This is a genomic window from Micromonospora sp. NPDC048842, assembly GCF_040649935.1.
In the GTDB taxonomy this organism is placed as follows: Bacteria; Actinomycetota; Actinomycetes; order Mycobacteriales; family Micromonosporaceae; genus Micromonospora; species Micromonospora hortensis.
In genome coordinates this window covers 248,482-268,456 of record NZ_JBEZGK010000004.1, presented here as the reverse complement: position 1 = coordinate 268,456, position 19,975 = coordinate 248,482, and the positions used below count along the sequence as shown (strand labels likewise).

The following is a 19,975-nucleotide window of genomic DNA, read 5'->3' as shown; positions in this document are numbered from 1 at the left end:
GAGGAGACGGTCACGGCGTGAACACGGTGCGTACGCAGCCGTCGGCCCGGTCCCGGAACAGCGCGTACCCCTCGGGGCCCCGCGCCAACGGCAGCCGGTGGGTGGCCAGGTGTTCGGTCCGCAGCTCGTCGCGGGCCATCCGGTCCAGCAGCATCGGCACGTCCCGCAGATCGGGCCGACCGGCGCCGCGCAGCGTGAGTCGCCGCTCGGTCAGCGCACCCAGCGGGAACGCGTCGACGAACCCGCCCGTCCCGCCGAGCACCACCACCACGCCGCTCTTGCGACAGGCGTGCACGGCCTCCCGCAGCGCGTCCGGTCGGTCGGCGTGCTGGCCACCGAACCGGTCCGCCCTCGACCGGGCCGGCGGCGTGCCGACCGCCACCACGCACACGTCCGGCCCGCGCCCGCCGCTACGGTCGCGCAGCTCGGCAGCGACGTCGGTGCGGCGATAGTCGAGCGGCTCGGCGTCGGAGTGCCGCTCGGCCATCCGCAACCGCTCCTCGTGCCGGTCCACCACCAGCACCCGGGCTGCGCCGCGCAGCACCGCCGCCCGGGCGGTCAACTGACCCACCGCCCCGGCGCCCCAGATCGCCACCACGTCGCCGGGGCGTACCGCACCCAACTCGGCGGCGAGCCACCCGGTCGGCGCCACGTCCGCGGCGAACACCGCCCGGTCGTCGTCGACGGCGTCCGGCACCCGGAAGGCGCTCACGTCGGCGTACGGCACCCGCACGTACTCGGCGTGGCCGCCCGCGAAACCGCCCGCCGCCAGGGGTCGGCCGAAGCAGCCGGCGTCGGAGCGGGCCCGGTCGGGGTCGGCGCTGGGCAGGTCGGCGCTGGCGTTGTCGCAGCAGGAGTGCATGCCCTGGCGGCAGTACCAGCAACCGCCGCAGGCCACGCTCGCGCCGACGACCACCCGATCGCCGGAGCGGTGTCGGCGGACCCCGGGGCCGACCTCCACCACCTCGCCCAGGAACTCCGCGCCGAGCACGTCGCCGGGCCGCAGCAGCGGGTGCCGGCCGGCCAGCAGCGGCAGGTCACCTCCGCAGGTGGCGCTGCGCCGAACCCGGACGATGACGTCACGCTCGTTGCGCAGCTCCGGGTCGGGAACCTCGCGTACGGCCAGTTCGCCGGCGGCCACCCAACACAGCGCCTTCACCCGTGGACCTCGGGGCGGTCCAGCGCGGACCGGTCCGCGCGGAGCACCTCACCGGCCTCCACCCGTTGCTTGATCTGGCGCAGTGTCCGGCGGACCAGCAGACCCGGGTCGTCGCCGACCAGATGTGCGGCCAGCCCGGTGGGCGGTGTGACGCCGGCCAGCGGGCGGGCGGCCAGCTCGGTGCCCCGGTCACCGGGCGCCGGGCGCACCCGCACCTCGACCGCCCCGTCCAGGCGGCGCAGCGGCTCCGGCCAGCGGCCCTCCGGCAGCACCTGCTCCGGCGGCCGGTCGACGGTCACCACCTCCCACCGGGGCGGCGCGGCAGCGTCGCCGTCCGCGCCGGGCCGGGCACCCCGACGGGGTACGCGCAGCAGCCGCGCCGCCCCGGCCAGCGCCGCGCCGCCCAGGGCGGGTCCCGCCCGCGCCAGCCGTCCCATCGGTACCACCCGTCCTCGGAGTTCACGTCCCCCGATCGTCTGTCGCACCCGGGTGAAGCGCGCTCGCCCGGAAGGGGTGAACCGGCCCGTGCCGGGTAACCGCTCGCCGACCGGGGGCGGAGCGCGTGGTGGGGGTGGGGCTGGGTGCCGGAACAGGATCACGTACGGGTCGAACCGGCACCGGGGCCAGCACTGTTGGCGTCCCGGCTGACGCCGGCCGTGCCGCCGGAGCCGGTGGTCGCCCGGCCCCGCCTGCTGCGCCGGTTGGACGAGGGCAGCGCGGGACCGGTCACCCTGGTGGCCGCCCCCGCCGGCTGGGGCAAGACCACACTGCTCGCCTCCTGGATGCGGCTGGGCGGCGCGCCACCCGACGTGGAGCCGGGCGCGTTGGTGCCGGACTCCGGCGACCTGTCGGTGTCCTCGGCTGACGACCCGGTCTCGGCGTGGATGTCGGTGGAGGCCGGCGACGACCCCGCCCGGCTCTGGGCGTACCTCGCCGCGGCGCTGCTGTCGGCGACCGGGGCGACGGACGGCGGCCCGGTGCCCGACCGGCCGCCGCGCCCCGACCAGCTGGAGGCGTTGGCCGCCACGCTCGCCGCCGCCGACCGTCCGGTGCTGCTGATCCTGGACGACCTGCACCGGGTCGCCGACCCGGCGGCGTTGACCGGCCTGGAGTTCCTGCTGCGCCATGCCGGGGGGCGACTCCGTCTGGTGATCGGCGCGCGGGCCGGACTGCACCTGCCGCTGCACCGGCTCCGCCTCGCCGGCGAGCTGACCGAGATCGGCCCGGACGAGCTCGCGTTCACCGACGACGAGGTGGCCGACCTGCTCACGGCCCACGCCGCCGCACTTCCGGCGACCGCCGTGCACCGGCTGCGGGAGCGCACCGGCGGCTGGCCGGCCGCGCTGCGCATCGCCGCCCTGGCGGTACGCGAACAGCCCGACCCGGAGCGCTGGGTGGGGCAGTTCGGCGGAGACCAGCCGGAGATCGCCGGCTACCTGCACGAGGAGGTGCTGGCGACGCTCGACCCGGCCGAGGAGGACCTGCTGCGTCGTACCGCCGTCGTCGACACCGTCTGCGCCGACCTGGCCGAGGCGCTGACCGGCCGCGCCGACGCCGGGCAGGTGCTGGCCGACCTGGCCGGGACCGGTGGTCTGCTGCACCGGGAGGACACCCGGCCGCCCTGGTACCGGTACGACTCCCTGCTCGCCGACCTGCTCCGCGCCGACCTCGCCCGGTTGCCCGCCGAGGAGCTACGCGAGCTGCACGTCCGGGCCGCCGACTGGTACGCGGGTGACGGCCGACCCGCCGACGCGCTGCGGCACGCCCTGGCCGCCGGCCGCTGGGACCTGGCCGGTGACCTGTTCGTCGCGCACTGGCCGGAGCTGACCCGCTTCGACAGGGACCCGGTGCACGCCCCGGCACCCACGCCGCCGCCAGCGGACGTGATCCGCGCCGACCCGGAGGTGGCGTTGGCCTGCGCCGCCGAGCGCGCGTACGCCGGTGACCTGCCGGCCGCCACCGGTCACCTGCGGGCCGCCGCCGGGCACGCCGCGGGCCTGCCGGTTCCGCGCCGCGACCGGTTCCTGCGGTTGGTCACCGCCTTGGAGCTGACAGTGGCCCGGCTCGCCGACGACCGTAGCGAGGTCCGGGCCGCCGCCGCCCGACTGCTGCGCACCCGCCCGGCGGAAGCCACGCCGACCCGGCTGCCGGCGCGGGTGACCGGTTCCGCCCCGACGGCCGGTGGTGGCGGGGCCGCCGACGACCTGGACCTACGAGCGTTCACGGGTACCGCGCTGGGGCTGGTCGAGTTGGCCGACGGGGCGCTGCCCACCGCCCGGTTCGTCAGGGCTCGGGCGGCGGCTCGGGAAGCCGGCCGACCGCGTACCGAGCTGGTCGCCGCGAGCCGCGCCGCGCTGCTGCTCGCGGTGCGCGGCGAGCTGCGGGCAGCCGAGCAGGCGGCCAGGGACGCGCTCGGTATGCCGCCCTGTCGGGGCTGGTCCTGTCGGCTCGACTGCGGCCACGCGTACCTGGCTCTCGCCGTGGTGGCGCTGCTGCGCGACCAGCCCGAGGAGGCCACGGCGAACCTTGCCCTCGCCCTCCCGGCGCTCGACGTGACCGGCGGCTGGGCCGGCGACCCCGAGGTGGGCGGCGACTGGCTGGCCGCCGCCCCCGACGAACCGGTGGCGGCGGCGGTGGCCGCGCTGTGCCGGGCGCAGCTACGCCGCGACTCCGGCGACCCGGCGACCGGCCAGCGGCTGCTCGTCCGGGCCCGGGAGGCGCTTGCCGACCGGCCGTCCGCCGGCGAGCTGACCGGTCTGCTGCGGGCCGCCGAGGCCGAACTGCGGGCCGCGCGGGGCGACCTGGACTCCGCCCGCGAGCTGCTGGCCGACGCCGCCGACGAGGGAGCCGACCCGGTGCTCGCTGTGACGTTGGCGAAGGTGCAGCTGAGTGCCGGCGACGCCGCCACCGCTCAACGGACCCTGCCGGACTGGCAGGCGCCGGCCGCCACGGCCTGGCCCCTACCGGTACGCCTGGACGCCGGTCTGCTCGACGCGGTGCTGGCCCAGCGCGCCGGGGACGCGCGTCGGGCGGGTCGGATCCTCGAGCAGACGCTGGACCTGGCCGGCCCGCAGGGCTGCCGCAGGGCCTTCACCCGCGCCGAGCCGCACGTGCGGGACCTGCTGGCCGCGCACCTGGACGCGGGCACCGCGCACTTCACGCTGGTCAGTGACCTGGTGCGGGGCGCGGGACAGGGGGCCGACGGGCCGGCCGCCGGGGCGAGGGGCGCGCTCGACGAGCCGCTCACCGAGCGGGAGCTGACTATCCTGCGCTACCTGCAGAGCATCCTGTCCAACGTGGAGATCGCCAGCGAGTTGTCCCTCTCGGTCAACACCGTGAAGACCCACGTCCGCAACATCTACCGCAAACTCGACGCGACCCGCCGGCGTGAGGCGGTCCGGCGGGCGCGCGAGTTGCGGCTGATCTGAGCGGGTCAGGCGTTGGCGGCGGCGTCCGCTGCCGTCAGCAGGTCCGCCAGGTCGTACCCGCCGTCGTGGCGGATGCCGTTGACGAACAGGGTCGGGGTGCCGTTCACCCCGCTGCGGATGCCGCCGACGAAGTCCCGGCGCACCCGGTCCGCGTGCGCACGGTTCTCCACCTCGGCGTTCAACTCGTCCGGCGGCAACCCGACCTGCTCGACGCCGAGCGAGAGGTGCACCGGGTCGAGCTGGTCCTGATGCTCGTAGAGCCAGTCGTGCATCTCCCAGAACCGGCCCCGAACCCCGGCGGCCTCGGCCGTCTCGGCGGCCCGTTCGGCGTACGGGTGCACGTTGGCGATCGGGAAGTAGCGGTAGACCAGCCGTACGGTGTCGGCCCGCTGTCGCAGCAACTCGTGCAGGTTCGGATACGCGGCGCCGCAGAACTGGCACTGGAAGTCGCCGTACTCGACGATGGTCACCGCCGCGTCGGCCGGCCCCCGGATGTGGTCGTCGGTGGTCACCGGGTCTCGAAGTCGGGCGGTGACCTGCAGTGGCGTGCTCATCTGGCCATCACCTTCCGGTCGGCGGCAAGTTGGTCCAGCGCGTCGAAGATGCCGTCGGCGCCGGGGTTGACGTCGGGCGGTGACAGGTAGCTCCAGGTCACCTTCCCGGCCGGGTCCAGCACCACGAGCGCGCGGGCCGCCTCACCGTTCGGCATGTACGCGCCGTAGCTGCGGGCCACCTCACCCTTGGGCTCGAAGTCGGCCAGCAGGGGGAACTCGATGCCCCGGCTCTCCGCGAACGCCCGGTGTGACCAGATGCCGTCCACCGAGATGCCGAGCACCACCGCCTCGTACTGGGCGAAGACGGGTGCTGCCGACTGGTAGAGCGACATCTGGTCACCGCAGACCGGGCTCCAGTCGGCGGGGTAGAAGGCGAGCACGACCGGCCGGCCACGGAACTGCTCAGGCCCCAGCAGAGCCCCGTCCGGGGTGGCCGGCAGCGTGAAACCGGGCGCGGTGCGCCCCGGTTGGATCAGCCCGTTCGGATCACTCATGCCCCCAGCCTGCTCCCGGGGTGGGTGAGACGGACTCACCCACCCCGGGTGGTTCCGCGCCCGCTCAGCGCCCGCTGAGCGGGCGCCCGCGCCCGCTCAGTGCAGCACCGGGGCGACGGCGATGTGGTTCTGCACCTCCCGGATGCCCGGCGCGGACCAGGCAACCTGCTCGACCTCGGCCCGTTCGGGCATCGAGTGCACCAACCCGGCGAGTATCGCGGTGTCGCCGTGCACCCGGACGCTGATCCGTTCGGCCTCGGTCGCTCCGGCCCGGGCGAGGGCGTCGACGATCCGGTCGGCCAGGTTGCGGGCGTCCGGCGCGGTGGCCGGCCGGACGGTGATGCCGTTGCTCACCCCGCGTACGCCGGTCAGCCGGGCCACCGCGCGTTCGGCGGCTCGCCGTTGGTACTCCCACTCGACGTCGCCGTGCAGCGTCACCCAGCCGGCCGAGACGGTGACCTGGAGCTTCTCGATGGGCACGAACGCGTCCCACTCCAGCCCGTGGCTGGCCGCGGCGGCCAGGTCGCTGTCGGCGCGCTCGGTGCCGTTGGTGAGCTGCACGGCCACGTCGTTGGCGACCGCCCGGACCGAGGCGACCCGGTGGGCGGCCCGTTCGGCGGCCCACTTCTTGGCGTAGCTGTCCACGCGGCCGGTCAGGGTGACGACGCCCTCGGCGACGGTCACGCCGATCTCGTGCGGCTGCACCCGCGGTTCCCAGGTCAGCTCGTCGAGCACGGCGGACTGGATGTCCTGGTCGGTGCGGTTGATCTCCGCGATGGCCATCTGTCCCTCCTCCGCTGTTCCGATGGCGGACCGGGGTGCTGGCCTCGGCCCGAGGTCCGCCGTGCTGCGATCCTGCCGCCGCCCCGGGTGAGCCGCCCTCGCCCGGACCGGGTGACGGCGCGGCCCGACCTGGGCGGCACGGGTGGGAAACGGGGACGAACATCGATGATGGGAGCGCTTCCAAAGCGAGCCGATTTCGGTTACGGTAATCGCGTTCCTCGATCGCGGGAGCCGTCGCGTCGGGTGGTGGAGCCAGGGCAGCTCTGCCCGTCCCCGACGTCGTGCTCGTCCCCCGGGCCACGGCGTCACCCAGGCGATCGACCCCGTCCCCCGGGGCTCCATCCCGAGAGGAACCGCAGATGCGGAGAAGTCTCGCCGGCACGGTCGTGTCCGTGCTGGCCGCCGCCACAGCCGTCGTGGTGGTCCCGTTCGCCGCCGCTGGGTCGGCCCCCACCCCGGCCGCAGCGGAGGCGTACACCTGGCGGAACGTCCCGGTGGGCGGTGGTGGCTTCGTACCCGGCATCGTCTTCAACCCCACCGAGAAGAACCTCATCTACGCGCGCACCGACATCGGCGGGGCGTACCGCTGGGAACAGACCAGCCAGTCCTGGACGCCGCTGCTCGACTGGGTCGGCGCCGACCGCTGGGGCTACAACGGCGTGGTCAGCATCGCCACCGACCCGGTGCAGACCAACCGGGTGTACGCCGCGGTCGGCATGTACACAAACGGCTGGGACCCGAACAACGGCGCGATCCTGCGCTCGGCCGACAAGGGCGCCACCTGGCAGGCCACCGAGCTGCCGTTCAAGAACGGCGGCAACATGCCGGGCCGGGGGATGGGGGAGCGGCTCGCCGTCGACCCCAACCGGAACAGCATCGTGTACTACGGCGCCGAGGGCGGCAACGGGCTCTGGCGCAGCACCGACCACGGCGTGACCTGGGCCCGCGTCGCCGCCTTCCCCAACGTCGGCAACTACCGGGCGGACCCCGGCGACCCGAACGGCTACAACGGGCAGAACCAGGGCCTGACCTGGGTCAGTTTCGACAAGAGCACAGGCACCGCCGGCTCCACCACGCAGACCATCTACGTGGGCGTGGCAGACAAGGAGAACCCGGTCTACCGCAGCACCGACGGCGGCGTCACCTGGGCGCGCGTCCCCGGTCAGCCCACCGGCTACCTGGCCCACAAGGGGGTCGTCGACCCGGTCGGCGGTCACCTCTACATCGCCACCAGCGACACCGGCGGCCCGTACGACGGCGGCAAGGGCGACGTCTGGAAGTTCACCCGGTCGACCGGGGCCTGGACGCGGATCAGCCCGGTGCCCTCCACCAGCGCCGATGCCTACTTCGGCTACAGCGGGCTGACCATCGATCGGCTTCGCCCGAACACGCTGATGGTGGCCACCCAGGTCTCCTGGTGGCCGGACGCCATCTTCTTCCGCAGCACCGACGGCGGGGCGACCTGGACCCGGATCTGGGAGTTCAGCAACTATCCCGAGCGGTCCCGCCGCTACACGATGGACATCAGCTCGGTGCCCTGGCTGACCTTCGGCGTCAACCCGGCGCCTCCGGAGGCCTCGCCCAAGCTCGGCTGGATGAACGAGTCGGTGGAGATCGACCCGCACGACTCCAACCGCATGATGTACGGCACCGGCGCCACCATCTACGGCACCACCGACCTGACCAAGTGGGACACCGGCGGTCAGTTCACCATCCGGCCCATGGTCCGGGGGCTGGAGGAGACAGCCGTCCTCGACCTGATCAGCCCGCCCAGCGGCGCACCCCTGATCAGCGCGCTCGGCGACGTCGGCGGCTTCCGACACACCGACCTGGACGCCATTCCGTCGATGCTGTTCACCCAGCCGGTGTTCACGTCGACCACCAGCCTCGACTACGCCGAGAGCAAGCCCGCGGTGCTGGTACGCGCCGGCAACTTCACCGACGCCGACCGGCCCAACGACAGTCACGTCGCCTTCTCCACCGACGGCGGCGCCACCTGGTTCCAGGGCACCGAACCGTCCGGGGTCAACCTCGGTGGCACGGTGGCCGCCGCGGCCGACGGCAGCCGCTTCGTCTGGGCGCCCGGTGACGCGGGCCAACGCGTCGTCCACTCGGTCGGTTTCGGCAACTCCTGGGCAGCGTCGACAGGCATCCCGGCGAACGCCACTGTCGAGTCCGACCGGGTCGACCCCACCCGGTTCTACGGCTTCAGCGGCGGGCGTTTCTACCTGAGCACCGACGGCGGGGCCAGCTTCACCCCGACCGCGGCTGCCGGGCTGCCCACCACCGACGTGCGGTTCAAGGCGCTGCCGGGCCGGGCCGGCGAACTGTGGCTGGCGGGGCCGGGTGGTCTGTGGCGCTCTACCGACGCCGGCGCCAGCTTCACCAGGCTGGACGGCGTCAGCGCCTCCGGCAACGTCGGTTTCGGCAAGGCGGCACCCGGGCGGACCAACCCCGCCGTGTTCCTCTACGGCACCGTGAACGGTCAACCGGGCGTGCACCGTTCCGACGACGCCGGCGCGACCTGGGTACGCGTCAACGACGACCGCCACCAATACGGCAATCCGACCGAGGCGCTGACCGGCGACCCGCGTGTCCACGGTCGGGTCTACCTCGGCACCAACGGTCGCGGCATCCTGGTCGCCGACCGCAGCGGCGGCGAGCCCCCGACCACGCCGCCCCCGACCACGCCGCCCCCGACCACGCCACCCCCGACCACGCCACCCCCGACCACGCCACCCCCGACGACCCCACCGCCCACCACGCCGCCGCCGTCCGTCGGCTGCGCGGCGACCTACCGGGTGACCGGCTCCTGGTCCGGGGGATTTCAGGCCGAGCTGGTGGTCCGCAACGCGGGAAGCGCCCCCATCGCCGGCTGGACGCTGGGCTGGACCTTCACCGACGGCCAGCGGATCGACCAGTTCTGGGGCGGCACCCACACCCAGACCGGAGCCGCCGTGTCGGTCCGGGACACGGGCTGGAACGGCGCGCTCGCCGCCGGGGCCAGCACCACCGCCGGCTTCCTCGGCTCGTGGGCCGGTAACAACACGTCCCCGGCCACCATCACCTGCACGAGCCGCTGAGCGGGTGATCCGGGTCGGGACCCCGGATCACCACCAGACACCGGTCCGCCGGGCCGCCTGAGGGGTCCGGCACCCGGCGGACCGGTTCCACCCCGGCACCACTGCGGGCCCCGCTCGACCTGAGTCGATCGGGGCCCGCGGTGGCGCTGTCGTTCAGACGGCGGGGGAGTTGGGGCGGTCGACGTCGACGAACTCCACGTCGTCGACGGCGCTGTCGTCCCGGCTGCCGGCGGCCCGCGCTGCGGAGCCCACGGCCCAGCCGACCGCCGCGCCGACGAGCGCGGCGCCGATCAGGAGCGTCCAGGGCAGTGCCGGCTGGCGGCCGGCGAGCGCGTCGAAGGCCAGCGAGGCGCGTCGTCGCGCCTCCTCGGCGGCGGATCCCACCAGGTCACCCGCCCCGTCGGCGAGATCGCTGCTGTTCTGGCGGGCCGAGCGGGCGGTGTCCCGCACACTGTCTCCGGCGTAGCTGACGGCCGAGAGTAGGTGCTCCCAGGCCTGGTCTGCGATCCGCTCCGGCTTGCTGCGGCGGTCCAGCAGGTTGGTTCCGAACATCGTGGTTACCTCCTCGGGTGCCGAAGCCGCCGGCCACTTCGGACTTCGGCGTCTTTCCAGCGCGTCACGGTGTCGCCTACCCCGCAGTGCCCCGCCTCAGCCGGACGCAAACCCCGACCTCCGCGGAGCACCGGTAGCTCGGCGCGCCGGAACCCGGCGCGCCACCGAATCAGCGCACCGCTGACACGGCGACACCTCGGGCGAAGTCGTCGTCATCGTCGTCATCGTCGCCCCCGCCACCGAAACCGCAGGCCAGGACGAGGGCGAGCAGAACACCGACGCCGGCCAGCCCGGCAAGTCGCTTGATCATTGAAGATCCTCTCCGTCGCGGTGGTGTCCCGGCCGATGCTAGGGCGCGTCGGCAACCGGGACGCGAGTCGCGCCGGCCGACGGTGGGCGACACGCCGACGGCACACGGGGCAGGCGTCCGTCGTGGCCGGTTGTCGGGCGCGCCGGGTCCGGACCGCTACCCTGGTTCGGCGGCGGGCCGGTCACGACCGATCGTCGATGGTCAGATAACGAAAAGTCTTGAGTAATCAGATACTGAAAAGTGCGGATATGGGTGGCTTTGTGGGCCCGGATCCGCGAATTGCTCATCCCGAGGGGTGGCGACCGAGGCCGTCGGAGGAATACTCTCGGTCGCGGCCCGCGTACTGATGAGGCGCCCGGGGGACGGGCGGGTGGAGGTGCTCGCGTGAGCCTGTCGATCGTGAAGTCGGTTCTGTCCGGTGGTGTCGTGGAGATCGCCCCACGGGGTGAGATCGACGTCGACACAGCGTACGAGGTGCGCGAAGCGATCGCCGAGGTGCTGGCCAAGGGCCGCCCTCTGCGCATCGAACTCAACATGAGGTTGGTCACCTTCATCGACTCGGTCGGCATCAGCGCCATGGTCGCCGGCTTCCAGACAGCCGAGGTCAGCGACGTCAAGCTGGTGGTCACCGAGCCGAGCCGGTTCGTGCACCGGCAGCTCTGGGTGACCGGCCTGCTCGGTCTCTTCGGCGCCCCGGAGCCCTACTTCGCCGGCGCTGCCACCCCCGAGGTGCTGCCCGGCGCCTGAGCGCGCCGGGCATCCCCGTCAGGGCTGCTCGTCCAGGCCGGTCAGGTCGATGTCGGTCGCCTCGGTGACCGCTCGGACGGCCGTCACCGACGCGTACCCGGCGGCCAGCAACGCCACGTCCGTGCCCGGCTGCGCGGCCTGCCCCGGCTCCTCCAGCGAGGTACGAACGAACCCGTGGCCGGATTCGGCCACCGTCATCTGCACCTGACCGAAGCTGGCCAGGGTGCCGCGCCGCACCCCGCGCAGCTGCCCGTGTGGCAGGTCCGGGGTGTTCACGTTGAGCACGCTCTCCATGGGCGCGGAGGTCAAACGGGGGAGCAGGTCCAGGGCGACCCGCGCGGCGGTGCCCCAGTGCCGTTCGGCGTCGCGTACCCGGGCAGCGGCGTCCACTGCTGCGCCACCGCTCGCGGCCGTCGCCTCGCCGGCGGAGAGCACGTCCAGGGAGACCGCCATCGCCCGGCAGCCGTTGGTAGCTGCGGTGAAGGCAGCGCCCACGGTGCCGGAGTGCAGCACCGCCCGGCCGGCGTTGGCGCCCCGGTTGACCCCGGAGAGCACCACCGACGGCGGTGGGCCGAACGCCCCGTGCAGGGCGATCAGCGTGATGAAGCCCGGGGAGCCGGCGACCCCGTACGCCGGCACACCCGCCAGGTCCGGCAGCGGGTGGTCGTTCACGACGACTCGCCCGTCGCGCTCCATGGCGCTCATCGCGGCGCTGGTGCCGCTCGCCTCCTCCATCGGCGCGGCCACCACGACGTCCAGACCCCGCTGCCGGGCGGCCCAGGCGAGCGCCTGGATGCCCGGCGCGGCGATCCCGTCGTCGTTGGTGATCAACACCCGGAGTGTCATCGCTCGACCACCCGGCCGGCCAACTCGTCAGGGGTCGTCCGCTCCTGTTGCCGGCTGTCCGCCGGCACCAGCCGGACCCGGTCCACCAGGCCGGTGATCGAGTCCAGCCGTCCGGTGCCCAGGCCGTGCCGGGTCACGTTCAGCGCACCAGCGGCGGCGCCGGTGCGGATCGCGGTCCGAATGTCCCCGCCCCTGGCCACGACGGCCGCCACTCCGGCCGTCATCGAGTCGCCCGCGCCGCGTGGGTCGGCGGCCTCCAGCCGGGGCATCTCGACCTGGAACAGCTCCCCGTCGATGAGCGCCAACGCCGGCTGGTCGGCGCGGCTCACCACCACCGTCTCGGCGCCGCCCGCGTGCAGCTCGTACATGGCCCGGGTCAGCTCCTCGGTGTCGTCGCTGCGGGCGCGGCCGTCGCGGATCAACTCCTCGTGACTCACCTTGAGGAAGAACACGCCGCTCTCCAGCACCGAACCGAGGTGATCGCCGGAGAGGTCGACCACCACCCGGCCGCCGTTCGCGCCGAGGTCGGCGGCGAAGCGTCGGTACAGGTCGGCCGGTACGAGCCACGGTTCGTTCGGCCCACTGAGCATGCTCACCGAGGCCCGCAGGCCCTCGCCGAGGGCGAGGTTGTACAGCTCGTCGATCTCGTGTCGGCTCAGCGGCTGCCCGGGCACGTCGGCGATCTCCTGCCGGGAGCCGTCGCGGCGATCGTGCACGTACCCGCCGCTGCCGGAGTCACGGACCACCACCTTGAGGTCCACGCCCTCGCTGACCAGCAGCGGCTCCAGCACCTGGCCGATCTCACCGCCGAGGGCGGCGCAGAGCACCACGTCGACTCCGAGGGAGATCACCATCCGGGCCTGCCAGACACCCTGTCCGCCAGGGTGCAGGTGCAGCTCGGGGTGGTCGTTGGGCTGGTCCACAGTCACCGTCAGCTGTGGAGTGGGCGCGAAGACCATCACGTGCCCACTCATTGGTCGTCGCCGTTCATGCTGGCCGCCCTTCGGCATCTTCGGGAAGGTTTCGCACTAACCGACCTTAATGGCGCAGATGGTGGCAGGTCGGCGCATCGGCCCGGTCCGGCGCGGCGCTGAGGGCGCGGGGGCGTTGCCAGCCAGACATCGGTACGGGACGATCGGGCGACCAAACGACGGCGGGAGACGGTGTGCTCAGCAGCGATACCTTCAGCTACACCGTCCAGGCCCGGTGCTCACCCGCCGAGGCGGCAGCGTTGCTCAGCGACCTGACCCGGCAGGGCGAGCTGCATCCGCTGATCGTGCGGGTTCGCCGGGTGCCGCCCCGGCCCGGCGCCCAGGCCAGCTATACGATCAACGACCGGTTGGCGGCCGGTCCGCTGCGCTTCCGGACCACCTACCACGCGGACGTGCTGATCAGCGAGGCCGACGAGATCGTCATGGTGGCCCGCCAGTGGCCGGCCACCACGGTGCGAAACCACACCCGACTGCGCGCCGAGCCGGACGGCCTGGTCCGCATCGACGTGGAGATCACCCTGACCGCGCCGACGCCGCTGTTCCGCTACGCCTTCCGCCAGGCCCAGGCCGCTCACCTAGCCCTAGCCACCCGCCTGGGCGCGGCCCTGGACCAAACCAGCACCCCCCCAAACCCCACCTGACCCGCGCCGCGCCGCGCCGCGCCGCATCGCCCCGCCCGCCGCCCCGCCGCGTCGATCTTGCAGTTTCGGTTGTCTATATCGGCGTAATGCCCCATATGTCGGGACAGTAAGTGCAAGATCGCGGAGCAGGGCAGATCGCTTGCGCTTGGTGCGACGTGCTCAGCGGGGGTGGCGTCTAGATCGTGGTTGCGGCGCGATCACGGCTCGTGCGGGCCGGTCGGGTGGCGGAACGCCGGCCCCACGGCTTGTAGGTGGACAACACCGTCGCGATGACCATCAGGCTTGTCGACACCGCCGGCGCGATGACCAGGTCGGCGCGATCCCGGGCGGGCAGGGCGGCACCGACCGATCCGGCGTGACGCAGGTTCGGGGTGAGCAGGAACAGCACCAGCCCGACCATCACCGTGGTGAGCACGAGCTTGACCAGCACCCAGCGGTGGCGCAGCAGGCCCCACGGGGTGAGCAGCGAGCTGGCGACTCCGATCAGCCAGACCAGGACGCTCAGCGGCGCGAACAGCACAGTGCCGACCAGGGCCGTGACCGGATAGACCACCGCCGGGTCGGCGCCCCGCTGGACGGCGATGCCGAGGGTGAGCAGCACCAGGTCGGCGCCGAGCCAGCCGAGCGAGGTGACGAGGTGCAGGGTGAGCAGCGCCTTGCGGGTGGTGGGTCGGATCCGAGGCATACCGCGATGCTGCCCGCCGACCGCTGCCGGGTCGTCCGACGAGCGACGACATCAGGGGTACGCCCGGCGACGTAGCCCGGCCCCGGACACACGTGATGCCTGCGAGCCAGCACACGGCTCACAGGCATCACGACGCGTGGGTCAGTAGACCGACAGGTGTACGTGGTTGGTGTGGTCGGTCGACGGGGTGCCGTGCGCCCCGCTGTACGACTTCCACCCGCTGCTGGGCAGCCAGATCTGCCTGTACCAGATCACGTAGAGCACGGCGAGCCGGTCCGCGTTGCGGATGAAGTACGCGGCCAGGTTGTTGCCGTACGTCTTGTCGCCGCCTGTGGCGTTCCCGCCGAAGCCGCCCTTCTGCGCCGCGAAGTCGCAGGCCCGGCCCTTCGGGTGTTCACCGGAGCCGCTGGGGCGGTGGCACGAGACGTAGCGGGTGAATCCGGCGGCCTTGGCCTGGTTGAGCGCGTGCAGGGTGCGTGGGGTGATGCAGCCGTTGGCCGGCGTGGGGTCGTTGACGCTGCACGACTCGGAGGGCCAGGAGCCGTCGGAGTTGCGCGGTGCGGCCTTCGCGTTGGCGCTGGAGGTGCCCCGGTTGGAGCCGGCGTCGGCTGTGGTCTGCGGTTTGGGTGTCGTGGCCACTGTCAGGGCCCGTTCGGCCTGCTCCTTGCGCTTGGCCATGACCGCGACCTGCTTGCGCTGTTCGTTGATCTCACCGTCCAGGGCGACCCGGGTGCGGTTCGCCTTGTCCTTGCTGTTCAGCAGGTCGCGCAGCACCCGGTCCTCGTTGGCCGCCACCGCGTCCAGCGCGGCTGCCCGGTCCATGAAGCCTTCCGGAGTGTTGCTGTTGAGCAGCGCCGACATCGCACCGAGCCGGCCGGTGCGGTAGGCCACCTCGGCGATCTCGCCGACCTTGCCGTTGCGCTGGTCGATCTCACCCTCGATGGTCGTCAGCTGGGTGGCGAGTTGCTTCTGCCGTTGCACCGAGGTGTCCAGGGCGCGCTTCGCGTCCAGGTAGCCCTTGCTGGCCGCCTCGAGTTGGGCCCGCAACGCCGGGGTGCCGCCCTCCTCGTCGGAGTCGGGTGCGGCGGCTCGCAGGCCGGTCGGGGGAGCGGCCGAGGCGGTGCCGGCCGGAAGCGCGACGCCGAGGGCGAACATCGCGACGATCAGGGCCGCCAGTCGGGCGGCGGGTGGTCGTGCTGGTGCCACTGCGCATGTCCTTCCGTCAGCCGCCGACCGGGTTAGCTGACGGGTTCGGGACGGAAGATCCCTACCGCTGACGCGGATGCACCCCAGGAACATGGTTCCCCGGTTCGCCCAGTTGGGCGATTAGGCGGCGACCGCCACCGGCGCCGGGAGGGCGCCGCCTTGTGGAGGCCGGGACCGAGCCTACCGGTGCGGGTGGGGCCGCTGCAGCCGATGTGACGGACGGTGCGTGCGCCGCCACGGAAAATTACGGCGCCGTCACCATTCGATGGAGCCACAGGCTCCAGAAGCGGCGCCAGGCTCGATCTGCAACGTCGCGTGCTCGATGCGGAAGTCGTCGTGCAGGGCCGTACGGGCCGCGGTGAGCACCGCGCCGACCTCCGCGCCGGGTGCCATGGTCAGGTGAGCGGAGGCCACCTCCATGCCCGAGGTGAGCGTCCAGACGTGCAGGTCGTGCACCTCGACGACACCGGGGACGGCGGCGAGCCGGTCGTGCACCGCGGTCACCTGGAGGTGCTCCGGGGCGGCCTGCACCAGGATGCGGATGGCGGCGCGGGCCAGCCGCCAGGTGCGGGGCAGGATGAACACGCCGATGGCGACCGCGACCAGGGGGTCGGCCCACCACCAGTCGGTGACGGTGATGAGTAGCGCCGCGCCGATGACGCCGACCGAGCCGAGTAGGTCACCGAGCACCTCCAGGTAGGCGCCCTGGAGGTTGATGCTCTCCCGGGCTCCGGCGCGCAGGAGCGCGAAGGCGGCGATGTTCGCGAGCAGGCCGAGCACTGCCACCGCGAGCATCGGGCCGGCGATGACCTGGTGCGGGTCGCCGAAGCGGCGGATCGCCTCGATCACCACGTAGATCGCGACGCCGGAGAGCAGGACGGCGTTGGCCAGCGCGGCGAGCACCTCGAGCCGGTAGAGCCCGAAGGTGCGCTGCGGGTCGCCGGTGGCCCGCCGGGTCGCCGTGATGGCGGCGAGCGCCATCCCGATGCCGAGCACGTCGGTGAACATGTGCCCGGCGTCGGAGAGCAGGGCGAGCGAGCCGGTGTGCAGGGCGGCCACCGCCTCGACCACCATCAGGGTGGCGAGCAACCCGAACGCCGCCCAGAGTCGACCTCGGTGCTGGTGTGCGGCATTGGCGACGGACCCATGGTGGTGGTCATGACCTGCGCCCACGAGAACCACCTTCCGCCGCTGGTCGGGACCCGGTCAAATGTATGCTCACATCGCTATGTGTGCAAGTGTACGGGCAGGGCCTTCCGCTGGCGGCAGTCCGCACACGTCAGCCGGTCGGGTCGATGGTGGTGAGCCGCTGGGTGGCCCGGGAGAGCGCCACGTACAGGGTGCGCACGCCGGCACCCGGATCCGCCCGGATCTCGCTCGGGGCGACCAGCACCACCCCGTCGTACTCCATGCCCTTGGCCTCCAGGCTGGTCACCACCTGCAACCTCGGCGCGCCGAGCGCGCCGAGCCACCCGGCGACCTCGTCCCGGCGGGGGACCGGCGTGATCACCCCGACCGTGCCCTCCACCTCGGCCAGCAGGCCGGCGGCAGCCTCCACCGTCGCGGTCTCCAACTCCGTCGCGGGCACCACCAGCTCCACCGGCTCCACCCCGGTCGAGCGGACGGCGGTCGGCAGCGGCAGGTCCGGGTAGAGCCGACGGATCTCCGCCGCCGCCACCGCGAAGATCTCCGCCGAGTTGCGGTAGTTGGTGGTGAGCGTGAAGTCGTGTCGCTTGCGCCGGCCCAGCGCCTGGTCCCGGGCCCGGTCCAGTTCGTCGGGGTCGCCGGTCCACGCGGTCTGCGCGGGGTCGCCCACCACCGTCCAGGAGGCAAGCCGGCCGCGACGACCGATCATCCGCCACTGCATCGGCGAGACGTCCTGCGCCTCGTCCACGACCACGTGCGCGTAGTCCCGGTAGTCCTCCGGACGCTCCCGGGCCGCCGCGCGGGCCGCCCGCTGCCGTTCACCGAGGGTGCTCAGCTCACGGACGCCGCCGGCGAGCTGGAACGGATCGCGTCGCGCGCGGGCCGGCTGTGCGGGCTTACCGAGCAGCGCGTCCAACTCGTCCAGCAGTGCCACGTCGGCGATGGTCAGCCCGGCCGAGTCCAGACTCCGGTACGCGGCGCTGAGCAGCCGGATCTCCGCCGAGGAGAGGATCCCCCCGGCGTACCGGCGCAGCCGGTCCGGCTGCGCCAGCCAGCCGAGCACGTGCCGGGGGTGCAGCCGAGGCCACCATGCCTTGAGGAACTCCCGGAACTCCGACCGCTCGGCGATCTCCGCCTCGAACGCCGGTTGTTCCGGAAGCCGACCGCTGCTCAGCTCACGGGCCTGCGCCCAGAGCGCGGCGAACACCCCGTCGAAGCCGGCCCGGCGCACCTCGTTGCGTCGTGCGCCGCGTTGCAGCGCGCGGTCCCGGATCCGGTCCAGCGCGGCCCGGTCCAGCCGCAGCAGCGTGCCGCGGTAGAGCAGCCGCAGCTCACCCGGGCCGCCCGGCACCGCGTCGCGGGCCGCCCGCTCCAGCACCCGGCGCATCCGCAGCGAGCCCTTCACCGCCGCCACCTCGGGCGGGTCGGGGCGGGTGGCGGTCATCCCCGGGAAGAGGGTGCCCAGCGAGTGCAGGGTCGCGGTGTCCTCACCGAGCGACGGCAGCACGGAACCGATGTACTCGACGAAGACCGACGACGGGCCGACCACCAGGATGCCGCCGCCGGCGTAGCGGCTGCGGTCGGAGTACAACAGGAACGCGGCCCGGTGCAGGGCGACAGCTGTCTTGCCGGTGCCTGGGCCGCCCGCGACGATCGTCACGCCGGAGCCGGGGGAGCGGATCGCCTCGTCCTGCTCCCGCTGGATGGTCGCCACGATGTCGCGCATGCCCCGGCCGGTGGCCTTGGACAGGGTGGCCAGTAACGCGCCGTCACCGACGACAGTCATCCCCTCCGGGGCGGCCGTCGGGTCCAGCAGGTCGTCCTCGATCCGGGTGACCCGCTCGGCGCGGGACTGGATGGTGCGGCGCCGCACCACGTCCAGCGGCTGCGCCGGGGTGGCCTGGTAGAAGGCGGCCGCGGCCGGCGCGCGCCAGTCGACGACGAGCGTGACGGCGTTCTCGTCGCGGATCCCCAGTCGCCCGACGTGCAGCACCTGGCGGTCGAGCAGGTCCAGCCGGCCGAAGACCAGCCCCTCGTGCTCGGCGTCCAGGGTGTGCCGCCGCTGCGCCGCGTGGAAGACCATCGCGTCGCGCTCGACCAGGGCGCCGTGCGTGCCCACCCGGGCCATCCGGTAGCCGTCACGCTCGGCGCGGACGGCCGACTGCCGCAGCTCGGCCAGTCGGGCGTACACCCGGTCGAGGTGTCGTTGCTCGACGGCGATCTCCTGCTCCAGGCCGGTCTGGTCGGTCAACGCACGCTCCTTCAGAGGTCGCCGGCAGGCAGCGGGAACCGCGCGGGCCAACCGAGAAGAGTACGGCCCTGGGCGCGACCCGCCGCGCCCGAGGTGCGCGAACGTGCTCAGGCACCCGTCCCGGCGGGGGTCGCGCCATTGTGAGCCGGCGGCGACGCGCCACTGTGGGCCGGCGGCGATTCGGCGAGCACCCGCCGCACGACGCCGGTCAGCGCGGCGTTGACCTCGTCCGGACGTTCCATCATCAGCATGTGCCCGGCACCCGGGCAGACGGTCAGCTCGGTGGCCGGCAGGGCCGCCGCGATCGACTCGGCGCACGGCGGTGGGGTCAGCCGGTCGCGGTCACCGACCAGGGCGGCGGCCGGCAGGTGGGCCAACGCGGCGAGGGTGTCCAGTCGGTGCTGGGTGCCGATGGAGGCGCGGAACCCGCCGATCGAGCGCAGCGAGGCCCGAGCCACCGCCGACGTCACCAGGCGGATGTCGGCCGGCTCGCAGCGGTCACCGAAGAGCATCCACCGGATGCTCGGTTGCAGCGCGTTCAGCAGTGCCCGGGGCGCGCGCCACGAGCCACACCGGGCCAGCACGCCGGCGCCGGTCGTCTCGGCCAACCGGATCAACCGGGCGATCCGCGGCGAGAGCCCGTAGACGGTGTGCGTGTGCCCCTCGGCGGTGGTCGAGACGAAGACCAGGCCGGCGGTACGGGCGGCGAAGTGCGCGGGATGGCGGTGGGCGTACTCCATGATCGTCATGCCGCCCATCGAGTGCCCGACAAGCACCACCGGGCCGGTCGGCGCGACCGCGTCGATCACCGCCGCCAGGTCGTCACCCAACTGGGCCACTGTGGCAGTGGGCAGCGCCATGCAACTGGACCGGCCGTGCCCCCGCGCGTCGTAGGCGACCACCCGCACCGCACCGCCGAACGGCGGTGCCGTGAGCGCGTCGACCTGCCGGTGCCAGGCGCGCCCATCCAGCGTCCAGCCGTGCAGCAGGATGGCGGTGACCTGGGCGTCCGTCGGACCCGTCGCCTCGACGTTGAGCCGTACGCCGTCCGGCAGGCCGACCTCGAACCGCTCCGGCATCGCCACCTCCCCAGGGCCG

At 73.4% G+C, this 19,975-nt stretch carries 18 protein-coding genes and 1 riboswitch; of the genes, 4 read left to right on the top strand and 14 right to left on the bottom strand.

What is annotated here, in order from left to right; genetic code table 11:
• Positions 1-10: 10 nt before the first annotated feature.
• The gene (locus AB0C19_RS08335; RefSeq protein WP_357181310.1) at positions 11-1,159 is read right to left on the bottom strand and encodes an alcohol dehydrogenase catalytic domain-containing protein; all 1,149 of its coding nucleotides are present in this window, start codon (positions 1,157-1,159) and stop codon (positions 11-13) included.
• Entirely contained in the window at positions 1,156-1,596 is a 441-nt protein-coding gene (locus AB0C19_RS08330) for a hypothetical protein (RefSeq protein ID WP_357181307.1), read from the bottom strand. Before AB0C19_RS08330 ends, AB0C19_RS08335 begins: the two co-directional genes overlap by 4 nt.
• Before the next feature lie 144 nt (positions 1,597-1,740).
• Between AB0C19_RS08330 and AB0C19_RS08325 the strand changes: the two genes are divergently transcribed.
• The gene (locus tag AB0C19_RS08325; protein WP_357181304.1) at positions 1,741-4,587 is read left to right on the top strand and encodes a LuxR C-terminal-related transcriptional regulator; all 2,847 of its coding nucleotides are present in this window, start codon (positions 1,741-1,743) and stop codon (positions 4,585-4,587) included.
• A gap of 5 nt (positions 4,588-4,592) precedes the next feature.
• Here AB0C19_RS08325 and AB0C19_RS08320 read toward each other — a convergent pair whose 3' ends face one another.
• The 3 genes from AB0C19_RS08320 to AB0C19_RS08310 all read right to left on the bottom strand — a co-directional run bounded on the left by AB0C19_RS08320 (position 4,593) and on the right by AB0C19_RS08310 (position 6,418).
• Positions 4,593-5,141, bottom strand: a complete 549-nt coding sequence (locus AB0C19_RS08320) for a thioredoxin domain-containing protein (RefSeq protein ID WP_357181301.1) — start codon at positions 5,139-5,141, stop codon at positions 4,593-4,595.
• Entirely contained in the window at positions 5,138-5,635 is a 498-nt protein-coding gene (locus tag AB0C19_RS08315; protein WP_357181298.1) for a redoxin domain-containing protein, read from the bottom strand. Before AB0C19_RS08315 ends, AB0C19_RS08320 begins: the two co-directional genes overlap by 4 nt.
• 96 nt (positions 5,636-5,731) lie before the next feature.
• Positions 5,732-6,418, bottom strand: a complete 687-nt coding sequence (locus AB0C19_RS08310; RefSeq protein ID WP_357181295.1) for a BON domain-containing protein — start codon at positions 6,416-6,418, stop codon at positions 5,732-5,734.
• Between the two features lie 359 nt (positions 6,419-6,777).
• On the opposite strand from AB0C19_RS08310, the gene AB0C19_RS08305 reads away from it, so the two are divergent.
• On the top strand, positions 6,778-9,501 hold the full coding sequence (locus AB0C19_RS08305; protein WP_357181292.1) for a cellulose binding domain-containing protein: 2,724 nt from the start codon (positions 6,778-6,780) through the stop codon (positions 9,499-9,501).
• 153 nt (positions 9,502-9,654) lie between these two features.
• Here AB0C19_RS08305 and AB0C19_RS08300 read toward each other — a convergent pair whose 3' ends face one another.
• Both AB0C19_RS08300 and AB0C19_RS08295 read right to left on the bottom strand, forming a co-directional pair.
• A complete protein-coding gene (locus AB0C19_RS08300; protein ID WP_238670081.1) occupies positions 9,655-10,053 on the bottom strand; it encodes a hypothetical protein in 399 nt (132 codons plus the stop codon).
• A gap of 169 nt (positions 10,054-10,222) precedes the next feature.
• Positions 10,223-10,363 (bottom strand): hypothetical protein, encoded by a 141-nt coding sequence (locus AB0C19_RS08295; RefSeq protein WP_167457621.1) that lies wholly within the window; start codon positions 10,361-10,363, stop codon positions 10,223-10,225.
• A gap of 384 nt (positions 10,364-10,747) precedes the next feature.
• Here AB0C19_RS08295 and AB0C19_RS08290 point away from each other — a divergent pair, with 384 nt between their 5' ends.
• Positions 10,748-11,110: an STAS domain-containing protein gene (locus AB0C19_RS08290; RefSeq protein ID WP_030330302.1), complete on the top strand. Its 363-nt coding sequence runs from the start codon at positions 10,748-10,750 to the stop codon at positions 11,108-11,110.
• An 18-nt stretch (positions 11,111-11,128) separates the two neighbouring features.
• Here AB0C19_RS08290 and AB0C19_RS08285 read toward each other — a convergent pair whose 3' ends face one another.
• A complete protein-coding gene (locus tag AB0C19_RS08285) occupies positions 11,129-11,956 on the bottom strand; it encodes a 5'/3'-nucleotidase SurE (RefSeq protein WP_210783405.1) in 828 nt (275 codons plus the stop codon).
• Complete coding sequence (locus tag AB0C19_RS08280; protein WP_357181287.1) at positions 11,953-12,930, bottom strand: PfkB family carbohydrate kinase; 978 nt, start codon at positions 12,928-12,930, stop codon at positions 11,953-11,955. Before AB0C19_RS08280 ends, AB0C19_RS08285 begins: the two co-directional genes overlap by 4 nt.
• Before the next feature lie 191 nt (positions 12,931-13,121).
• Between AB0C19_RS08280 and AB0C19_RS08275 the strand changes: the two genes are divergently transcribed.
• On the top strand, positions 13,122-13,589 hold the full coding sequence (locus AB0C19_RS08275) for an SRPBCC family protein (protein ID WP_357181284.1): 468 nt from the start codon (positions 13,122-13,124) through the stop codon (positions 13,587-13,589).
• A 175-nt stretch (positions 13,590-13,764) separates the two neighbouring features.
• Here AB0C19_RS08275 and AB0C19_RS08270 read toward each other — a convergent pair whose 3' ends face one another.
• The 5 genes from AB0C19_RS08270 to AB0C19_RS08250 all read right to left on the bottom strand — a co-directional run bounded on the left by AB0C19_RS08270 (position 13,765) and on the right by AB0C19_RS08250 (position 19,956).
• The gene (locus AB0C19_RS08270) at positions 13,765-14,274 is read right to left on the bottom strand and encodes a hypothetical protein (RefSeq protein ID WP_357181282.1); all 510 of its coding nucleotides are present in this window, start codon (positions 14,272-14,274) and stop codon (positions 13,765-13,767) included.
• Positions 14,275-14,415: 141 nt separating this feature from the next.
• A complete protein-coding gene (locus tag AB0C19_RS08265) occupies positions 14,416-15,429 on the bottom strand; it encodes a hypothetical protein (protein WP_357181632.1) in 1,014 nt (337 codons plus the stop codon).
• 56 nt (positions 15,430-15,485) lie between these two features.
• Positions 15,486-15,617: riboswitch (cyclic di-AMP (ydaO/yuaA leader) on the bottom strand.
• A gap of 118 nt (positions 15,618-15,735) precedes the next feature.
• Positions 15,736-16,653, bottom strand: a complete 918-nt coding sequence (locus tag AB0C19_RS08260) for a cation diffusion facilitator family transporter (RefSeq protein WP_357181278.1) — start codon at positions 16,651-16,653, stop codon at positions 15,736-15,738.
• 106 nt (positions 16,654-16,759) lie between these two features.
• Complete coding sequence (locus tag AB0C19_RS08255; protein ID WP_357181274.1) at positions 16,760-18,877, bottom strand: AAA family ATPase; 2,118 nt, start codon at positions 18,875-18,877, stop codon at positions 16,760-16,762.
• Between the two features lie 107 nt (positions 18,878-18,984).
• Positions 18,985-19,956 (bottom strand): alpha/beta hydrolase, encoded by a 972-nt coding sequence (locus tag AB0C19_RS08250; protein WP_357181271.1) that lies wholly within the window; start codon positions 19,954-19,956, stop codon positions 18,985-18,987.
• Positions 19,957-19,975: the final 19 nt, after the last annotated feature.